An 8,699-nucleotide genomic window follows, 5' to 3' on the forward strand; every position below is an offset into this window, starting at 1 on the left:
AAGTCTATAAACTTTTCTTTTGTCCACGTTTCCATTCTATGGCCTGTTCTGTCAACCTGTATTGTTGGCGAGGATGGTTTGGGATATCAGGATATTTACGCTCTATAGCCCCTTCGTCGAGGGCTGGCAAAATATAGGTTGTCCTAAATCTCAGTCGGCTCTTTAATCCACAAGTTTTCATCATTTCCCCTGTTGATAAATAATCTTCAGAAACAGCTAGAATTAAATCTTTAACTTGGTTCGTACTTGGTTCGTACTTGGTTCGTACTTGGTTCAAATTTAATCCCAGTTGCATCCCCACAGGAGTCTTCATCGGATCGGTTACAGGCCGCACGAATGTCACGCAAATGAAGCCACCGTTGATGCTCCACTTCGGTTCTGGGGCATTCTGTGCCTTGCAAGCCTCCATGATACGGAATGCGCCAGACCCCCAACTTTCAAGGAAAGTGGTGCGGTAAAGCACTTCCGCCATGATGGGATTGTATGGATAGGAACTGTGTGACTGTTTGATTGTTTCTGTGTTGAGTTGTGGCGGCAATACACCAGGATTCTCAATCTCTATGCGGTCATCATATATGGCAATACTTGGCGTAAGGTTGTACTTCTCGAACTGCCTATGACAAAGGCTGTTTGTAAGGGCTTCCCTCAACGCTTCGGCTGGCACCTCCATATTTTCCTCACGACGGAAGCCAACAATTTTGCCACTCATGTTCAGGTGTTTCAAGAAGAAAGCCATACCGGCATCAAGCAGTTGGAAGAAATTTCCTTCCACCCTTTGGTTGTCGATGAACTCTATCTTATTGATTCCGCGGAAACGAGCCAAACGCAGCTGCATCTGCGTGTAGCCCCTTAATTTGGTGGAAAACAGGGCGGCAGCAGCGTTATTGGGAACGCCATCGTTCATTAGTTCAAGCTTTCTGAGTACATCCGAAAGAGGCTCTGTCAAAGCTGTGGCTGGCATGCGGTTCTTCTCCACGCCGAGCCGTATAGCTCCCCTGATGAGTTTCTCGTCCATATCATCAATGGTTATGTCATCAGCCGACTGTCTCTCCCAGGCATAATAGTTTGGTTTGTTGGCACGCAGCCGTTCCTCAAACATATTGCGAGGCATCAGCTTCGTGGTACTTTCAACCTTATAATATGGGCTACCATGATAGGTATAAGGTGCCGTTCCCCAAACGAATGCTTCGAAATACATTGCTATGACTTGACAGCCTAGTCTATCGGGCACGTCAATGTATTGAATGTCAATCGAAACTGCAGGTTCGAGACCACTCAACGCTTGGGCTATCTCTCTTTGTGTATTATCCGTAACCTCCTGTCCGAGAATTTTAAGAGACTTAGGGGCTACACCGAACACCAGCCAACCGCCAGCACCATTGAGGAATGCACAGGCAGTGTGCATACCATCCTTCAACTCACCTGTAGTTTTTTTCAACTCCAAATGTACGTTTTCATCGTTGGCTATAAGCCTTTCAAGTTCCTCTATGTTCATAGTCGCCTTTTTGTTTCTTTGTCTTCTTCATTTCCTCCCGAAGAAATGCGTCATACTCACTTACGATGTGTTTCTTGATTCAATCTTCAGCAGGTCAGTCATCTTTTAATGCTATAGGGGTTTAGAGAATCTGATACCATAGTTTTTCTCTACATCTTTCAGGTCTCCTCCATTTTGTACACAATCACGAATCTCCTTCTTAATCTTAATAAGTTTCAGAAAGAAGTTTTCATTTTTCTTTTTGTCCATATTCTACCTCCTTGTTTTAATGATTCAACATTCGTGCTGCAAAGATTATGCCAGCGAGCGCAATGAGAGTTTACTTTCAGCTTGCCGAGTGCAGCTTTTCTTCTGCAAAGATACGCTTTCCTTCTGAAAGATGCAAAGAATTATTGAAAAATGATTGAGGATGAGGGAAATAAAAAGAAAAGCAAAGAAAAAAGGCTTTTTTGTTGTCACTATCAAAATATTTATGTACTTTTGCAAAAACAAAAAACCCGGGGTCATCACCAGCATCGAATAATCTGGGAGAGGGCCTTACCGGGACTGCGCTGCAAAGATAAGAATAAAAATGGAATATACCAAAGATTTTTTCGAAAAAGTTTTCTCGACAGATAGAATGAAGAAATATTTCTTGCTCTATCCTGGGGATGAAGTAAAGGCAATTAAGCATTATCAATGTAACATAATGCTTTCCGAAGCTATGTACCCATGTCTTTCTGTCTTTGAGGTAGAACTCCGTAATTCCGTAGTTCGGGAACTTGTGGCATTTGCCAAAAGAGAAGATTGGTATGTCGTTTTCTCTACAACTCCAGGCCTGATGGAACTGAATAAATATATAAGCACAGCTAAGAAACAAATTGCTGCACGAGGAGAAGATATAACCACAGCAAAGATTACAGCAGAATTGACCTGGGGCTTTTGGACCTCCCTTTTTAATAGAAACTACGAACGTATCCTTTGGAAAGACTTAAGGAGAGCTTTCCCTTTTGTGAAGAAAGCTAATCGGCAAAGAAAGGTAGTTGCTAGCTTCTTAAACAAATTCCGTCGCTTGCGCAATAGGATAGATCATAATGAAGCTATTTGTTGGAATCTCGATGAAGTTGAGATGATACACGATGAAATGATGAATGTTATGGGATGGATGAATAAGGAGGTACCAACTTGGTTGTCTCAGTTTGACAGATTTAGTTCTGTTAGCTTGGATATACGTAAAATTATGAATTGGTAAAGCCATATCTAAAAACATATCTCCATGATTAGAGAGTATCGCTTCTTCTGCAAAAATTATGCCAGCGAGCGCAATGAGAGTTTACTTTCAGCTTGCCGAGTGCAGCTTTTCTTCTGCAAAGATACGCTTTTCTTCTGAAAGAAGCAAGGAATTATTGAAAAATGCTTGAGGGTGAGAGAGATAAAAAGAATAAAGGTGTATCCTGAATGCTCGATGAGGAGCAATAAGGATACACCTTTTATTAAATTATTCTCCACGATAAAAGCCATTATTGCTCATTTCCGACCATTTCAAGAACATTTCCTGATAGTTGTCTTTTACGAATTCACGAATGATTCACTTATCCTTCTGTTGCAAAAAATCCTTTTATTATGCTTGATAATAAATAGTATCTTCTGCATTTGACGGTTTGTATATACCAGCATCTGCGAACAGTCCTTCAAAGCATAAATCTTCGTTTAATTCAGGCCAATGAATACCATATCTACTCAATACGAAAGCCTTACGCTGGGCAGGAGTGGCGTTAGCAAGACGGTTCCAACGACTGAAAGGATAGTTAGCCTTCCAGCCATTTTGGGTTTCTGCCCAAATATGGGCATCGTCAACCCAAACGCGATTTACTCTATATTGCTCCATAATATCTTATTTTTGATTAAAATACTCTTTCCATCTATCTATAATGACCGCCTCATTCTCAGAAATAATAGATTCTATCAAAGCAATATCATGTTTTTTGAATCCATGATTATAAATCTGGGTTAGAGGAGATACATTGTATTTTGTTTCATTTCCATCCTTGATAACATGGACATGAATTGGTTCATGATCATTAGAATAAAACATGAATCTGAATCCGAAAAATATAAATATTGTTGGCATCGTTTCTTTTTTTTGCAAAGATACGCTTTTCTTCTGAAAGCTGCAAAGAAATGACAGGAAAACTTTATGATGGAGAAAGGAGGAAAGAAAAAAGGTGTATCCTGAATGCTCGATGAGGAGCAAAAAGGATACACCTGTATTAATATATGTGATTTAAAAACTTTTCCTTTGGATAAAATTACTCTTCTCTATTGTCTTTGACATCCCACCATACTCTGGTATTTGGGCTGTCTGCACCTTGAATTTTATCAGCAGCTTCGTACTGTGCAGGAGTTGCACTACGGTCCGAAGAACCGTAAGGCATACGATAAGGAACATGATTGATGTTAAGTTCTTTGGAATAAGAACCGGTTACAATAACAGGGAAGTCAAGACGACGCCAATCAGACCAAGCCTCTACACCATCTTCGAAATAGCCGTTGATCCAACGCTGTTTAGCAATCAGCATAATTTTGTTTTCGTCTGTACCCTGGAATTTAACACCATCTTGTGCCAAGTAGTTCTGAAGAACATCATCAGTGTAAGTAAGACCTTTGGCTGTAAATGAAGCAGCAACAGCCTTTTCATATAAATTCTTTGCATCAGCACTAATCCAACCTCTTACAGCAGCTTCTGCCTCGACTAAAAGAACTCGCGCTGCAGAATACATAGTCAATGGCGCATCCTGTGCCTGCATGGCAGGAGCAAAGTCTGAATTGTCCTTGTTGTAATTAGAGACATCTGCCTGTTTGATTCCTAAAGGAATTCCTTTGTATTCACCATTGGCATTTTTTGTGAAATATACCGCACGACGTGGGTCATTTACAACATTCAAAGAATCAACAAAAGCCTTATTTGGAGCAAAGTCTTTACGAGCACCTGTGACAATGTTTGTATATAATGGATTCTCATTGTCGGTATTGGCATAATACTTATATACAAAATTGTCCGCGTTATCTTCGATGGCACCATCATTATAAGCCTCAACAAACCATTGCTTACCATTTGTAGGATCAACATCCGACAACTTGATGGCTGCAAGCATACGAACTGTAGCGTTCATTTTCTTCCACTTTGCAATATTTCCACCATAAATCTTATCGTATGTAGCGTTCAGATTACTTGAGGCATCCATCTGGTCGTATGCTTCTTTCATATCTGCAATTACGCCTTTGTAGATTTCCTCTTGTGTATCCAACTTTGGTGTCAAGTTAGCCTCACCTTGCAATGCCTCTAAATATGGAATCATACCAAATATATCTGTCATGTGGAGATAGAAATACCCCATCAAAGTACGAGCTACTCCAATCTGATTGGCATTGCTACCAAAAGAAGATACGCAAACTTCATTCTTTGTGGCATCATTGGTGTTCATATCAATGATGTTCTTTAAATTTTTCAATACGTAACGGTACGTGTCCATTGTACTACCTGTAAAGAGGTTCATTGTACCATACTGAACATTCTGACGCTCTGCAATATATTGTGGATAAATCAGATATACTGGGTTGTAATAGGTATCACTTCTATTACTAGAATAGCGCTCGTCATTCCAAATATATGGAGTATGACGGGTTACATTAGAAAATAAATAACTTGTATATGCAGATGTTGGCTTATTAGGATTATCATTGATATCTCCAAAGTCGCCACAACTTACTAATGAAGCTCCAGCAACAAAAGCAAGAGCAGTCTTTAATATAATTGATTTCATATATTTATCCTTTATACGATTAGAAAGTTAAGTTTACAGTGAAGCCCCATGAACGAGTAGAAACAGCCTGACCTTGTTCAAACAAAGTACCATCTGTTTCAGATGGATCTACGTTCTTCACTTTGCTATAAAGCAAGAATGGATCTGTAGCAACAAATGCGATACTTGCGGATTGCAAACCGATATGTAATTGGTTCAAAAGAGTCTTAGGCATATTATATGTCAAAGACAATTCACGCATTTTAATATAACTACCATCATATACGTATGGCTCCCAAAGAGTTGACTTCAATCCCTGGAAGTAAGTGTTGGCTTCTACGTATGTGGTTGCAGGGCTATATGTACCATCTTCATTGGCAACAACACCATCTACTCTTACACCACCATTCTCAGAGATATCACCACGAATCTCACCACCACGGTCGTTGGTACCAGCTGTTGCAGAACCGAGACCAGAACCTTCCAACCACATGTTGGTGACAGAAGCGAACTTACCACCTACACGGAAATCGCAAGATGCACGCAATGTAAAGTCATATACACGTACTGCAGTAGAGAAACCACCAGTAAGCTTAGGCTGCATATTGCCAATATACTTCTCTGTAGTTTTATCTATCTGAGGCATCAAGTTGCCTGCTTTATTCTTCTTCAAGATAATATCGCCATTCTCATTGGTCTGCCAGCTACGTGTTACATAGAGGGCACCCATTGGTTTGCCAACCTCTGCATAGCTATACAGATAAGAGAAGAAAGACATACCATCGAGAGTGTATCTTGTCATACCAGGAGCCAATTCTACCAATTTGTTCTCATTATGAGCAATGTTGGCCTCAATAGTCCATTCATAATTTTTAGTCTTGATAGGCTTACCACCCAGAGATATTTCATAACCACGGTTGCGAATCAAACCTGCATTCATCAATCGAGAAGAATAACCAGAAGCAGGACCTACTGTAGTACTGATAATCTGGTTTTTGGTGTCACGGCTATAGTAGTTGATATCACCCCACAAGCGGTTACCCAAGACGCTGAATTCCGTACCAATCTCATAAGATGTTGTGATGGTTGGCTTGATATTTTTATCAATCAACTGTGGATTACCATACATTGAAGCTGTAGAACCATAACGATATCCAAAGTTGTAAACTGTAGACAAACGATATGGTGTCAAAGCAGAACCTACTTGAGCAAATGATGCACGAAGTTTCCAGTAGTCAAGCCATTTTGCCTGCTTAAACCAGTTGCTGGCTACAGCTGCAACAGAAAGACCACCATAAAGATAGCTATTGTTATCTGTAGGAAGTGTTGAGTTCCAATCGTTACGAAGAGATGCATCTACAAAGTAAGTGTCATCCCAACCCAAAGTTACAGTACCGAAGAGGCTCTGTGCCTTTTCTCGTCTTGTATAAGCCTTGTCATAATCGCCAACTTCATTGGTTGTTGCATCAGTAGAAGCATCATCACCACCAGACAGACCATATGAATTAGTTGTACGGAATAAACCTGGTAACAACAAGCCGTCGCGAGTGAATACATCCATACCCTCATAGTGGTAGTTGCGGTTTTCGATGAAGATGGCAGCCTGAGCAGACAAACGATCATTGACAAACTTGTCATCCCAAGTGATGCGCCCCTGATTATAAACATCGTATGACTTGCGCTGCCACTGCTTATGAATATCAGTTTGTCCTGTCAAACCAGCACGATTATAGAGCTGATAGAAATTATAAAGGTTGGCTGTCGTCTTGAAACCTACTTTGATGTTGTATGGCAAAGAATACTCGATATCACCAGCAAGTACATGGAATTCCCTTGTGTTCGTGTTGTTTATTTCATTGTACACTGCATACGGACTATCGTGGAATGCTGGAGTAAAATCATTATAATCTTTTATATTCCAAGTACGGAAAGTGCCGTCTGGACGAGTATAATTCTTATACTGCTTCAAGTTTACATTGGTTTGTCCCCACTGAAGAAGGTCTGAGTATGGGTTGTTACTTTCGGTACCATAACCTTCAGTTGCAGCATTATGATTCTTCTTATAAGTATATTTATAATCGAAAGAAACACGTAAGTTCTTCAATGGTGTGAAAGCAGTTTTGATATTGGCATATCTACGAATAGCACCACTGTTAGGATTTACGCCTTTTATGTTCATGTTAGACAACGAAATGCGTGAAGAGAAGTCTTTACCAGAACGTTCAAAAGATACATTGGTGTTATCTGCAACACCAGTCTGGAACAAATCATTCATATCAAGATGACTTGTCCAAGTATCTTCCTGACCAAAATATGGACTTGTTTCATCCCATGCAATAGCAGGCAGATATTTGATATTAGAATCAAAACGAGGTCCCCAAGAGCAGTCATCTGCGTAGTCGTAATACTTCTTACCATCAAGTTGTTTGTAGGATTCCGGATCACCTTCTTTCCAATGATAGACATCCAATTCACCATCAGCTCCATATGCACCACCACCATATTCTTTCTGCAATTTTGCGTGGTTGTAAGCTGTAGTCCAAGTCAGAGTATTACTGATATTAATTTGCTGATGAGCCTCACCTTCCTTAGCGTTATTGGTTGTAATGATAACAGCACCATTGCCACCACGTACACCATACAACGCAGTAGCAGCAGGACCTTTCAGCACATTGACACTGGCAACATCATTCATGTTGACAGCGGCAGCCTCTGTGATAACGCCATCTACTACATAAATAGGACTTGAACCTGCTGCAGCTCCAGCAGATGTTCCATTGTCTGATGACAGAGAGGTTGTACCACGGAGCACAATTTTTCCTTCGTCGAATTTTGCACCAGAGCCACCAACGAAACGGGCACCAGCAACTTTACCAGCCAAGGCGTTGTTGAGTCCTTGCTGACCAACAGAAGTTAAATCAGAAGATTTAATTTCCTGAGTGGCGTAACCCAAAGAACGTTTCTGACGCTTCAATCCCTGTGCGGTAACAACTACATCATCAAGATTTTTTGAATCTGAAAGCAAAACAACTTTCATACCATTTACTGCCTTTACAGTAACGGTCTTCATACCAAGATAGCTAATAACCAAACTGCTGTTCTTGTTAGGAACAATCAAGGAGAAGTTACCGTTAATGTCGGTAACAGTACCAGTCTTTGTACCATCAATTCGGATAGAAGCACCGATAATTGGTTCTTCATCATCGTTTGAGACAACGGTACCCGAGATGGAAGTTTGCGCAAACGCCATGCTTGTACTAACGGCAATGGCTGCGGCTACTGTCATGAGTCTTTTTTCCATAAATCTCTCTCTCTTTAAAAAAAATTAATATATAATGTATTTCTTTCTCTATATGTCACGAGGTGCTCCCCATTGAGGGAGATACCTAAGAATGCTTTCTCTACCTCTTGTCCCGAGGTGG

The 8,699-nt window shown here is 40.5% G+C and carries 7 protein-coding genes; 1 reads left to right on the top strand and 6 read right to left on the bottom strand.

Features of this window, described 5'->3' with window-relative positions; all coding sequences use genetic code 11:
- Positions 1–4 precede the first annotated feature (4 nt).
- The gene (locus DW917_RS03635; RefSeq protein WP_118116577.1) at positions 5–1,495 is read right to left on the bottom strand and encodes an ATP-binding protein; all 1,491 of its coding nucleotides are present in this window, start codon (positions 1,493–1,495) and stop codon (positions 5–7) included.
- 111 nt (positions 1,496–1,606) lie between these two features.
- Positions 1,607–1,744: a hypothetical protein gene (locus DW917_RS17160; RefSeq protein ID WP_158570066.1), complete on the bottom strand. Its 138-nt coding sequence runs from the start codon at positions 1,742–1,744 to the stop codon at positions 1,607–1,609.
- Positions 1,745–2,066: 322 nt separating this feature from the next.
- Here DW917_RS17160 and DW917_RS03640 point away from each other — a divergent pair, with 322 nt between their 5' ends.
- A complete protein-coding gene (locus DW917_RS03640; RefSeq protein ID WP_118116579.1) occupies positions 2,067–2,726 on the top strand; it encodes an Abi family protein in 660 nt (219 codons plus the stop codon).
- Positions 2,727–3,095: 369 nt separating this feature from the next.
- Here DW917_RS03640 and DW917_RS03645 read toward each other — a convergent pair whose 3' ends face one another.
- The 4 genes from DW917_RS03645 to DW917_RS03660 all read right to left on the bottom strand — a co-directional run bounded on the left by DW917_RS03645 (position 3,096) and on the right by DW917_RS03660 (position 8,578).
- Positions 3,096–3,362 carry a DUF2442 domain-containing protein gene (locus tag DW917_RS03645; protein ID WP_118116581.1) on the bottom strand — a complete coding sequence of 89 codons (267 nt, stop codon included), beginning with the start codon at positions 3,360–3,362 and terminating at the stop codon, positions 3,096–3,098.
- Positions 3,363–3,368: 6 nt separating this feature from the next.
- A complete protein-coding gene (locus DW917_RS03650; protein ID WP_118116583.1) occupies positions 3,369–3,605 on the bottom strand; it encodes a DUF4160 domain-containing protein in 237 nt (78 codons plus the stop codon).
- Between the two features lie 178 nt (positions 3,606–3,783).
- Positions 3,784–5,298 carry a SusD/RagB family nutrient-binding outer membrane lipoprotein gene (locus tag DW917_RS03655; RefSeq protein ID WP_118116585.1) on the bottom strand — a complete coding sequence of 505 codons (1,515 nt, stop codon included), beginning with the start codon at positions 5,296–5,298 and terminating at the stop codon, positions 3,784–3,786.
- Between the two features lie 19 nt (positions 5,299–5,317).
- Entirely contained in the window at positions 5,318–8,578 is a 3,261-nt protein-coding gene (locus DW917_RS03660; protein ID WP_233524621.1) for a SusC/RagA family TonB-linked outer membrane protein, read from the bottom strand.
- Positions 8,579–8,699: the final 121 nt, after the last annotated feature.

The sequence above is a fragment of the Prevotella sp. AM42-24 genome (genome assembly GCF_003461825.1).
Taxonomy (GTDB): domain Bacteria; phylum Bacteroidota; class Bacteroidia; order Bacteroidales; family Bacteroidaceae; genus Prevotella; species Prevotella hominis.

Excerpts from the sequence above, each read along its gene's own strand:
- DW917_RS03635 (WP_118116577.1), bottom strand. The coding sequence starts at position 1,495 with ATGAACATAGAGGAACTTGAAAGGCTTATAGCCAACGATGAAAACGTA.
- DW917_RS17160 (WP_158570066.1), bottom strand. The coding sequence starts at position 1,744 with ATGGACAAAAAGAAAAATGAAAACTTCTTTCTGAAACTTATTAAGATT.
- DW917_RS03640 (WP_118116579.1), top strand. The coding sequence starts at position 2,067 with ATGGAATATACCAAAGATTTTTTCGAAAAAGTTTTCTCGACAGATAGA.
- DW917_RS03645 (WP_118116581.1), bottom strand. The coding sequence starts at position 3,362 with ATGGAGCAATATAGAGTAAATCGCGTTTGGGTTGACGATGCCCATATT.
- DW917_RS03650 (WP_118116583.1), bottom strand. The coding sequence starts at position 3,605 with ATGCCAACAATATTTATATTTTTCGGATTCAGATTCATGTTTTATTCT.
- DW917_RS03655 (WP_118116585.1), bottom strand. The coding sequence starts at position 5,298 with ATGAAATCAATTATATTAAAGACTGCTCTTGCTTTTGTTGCTGGAGCT.
- DW917_RS03660 (WP_233524621.1), bottom strand. The coding sequence starts at position 8,578 with ATGGAAAAAAGACTCATGACAGTAGCCGCAGCCATTGCCGTTAGTACA.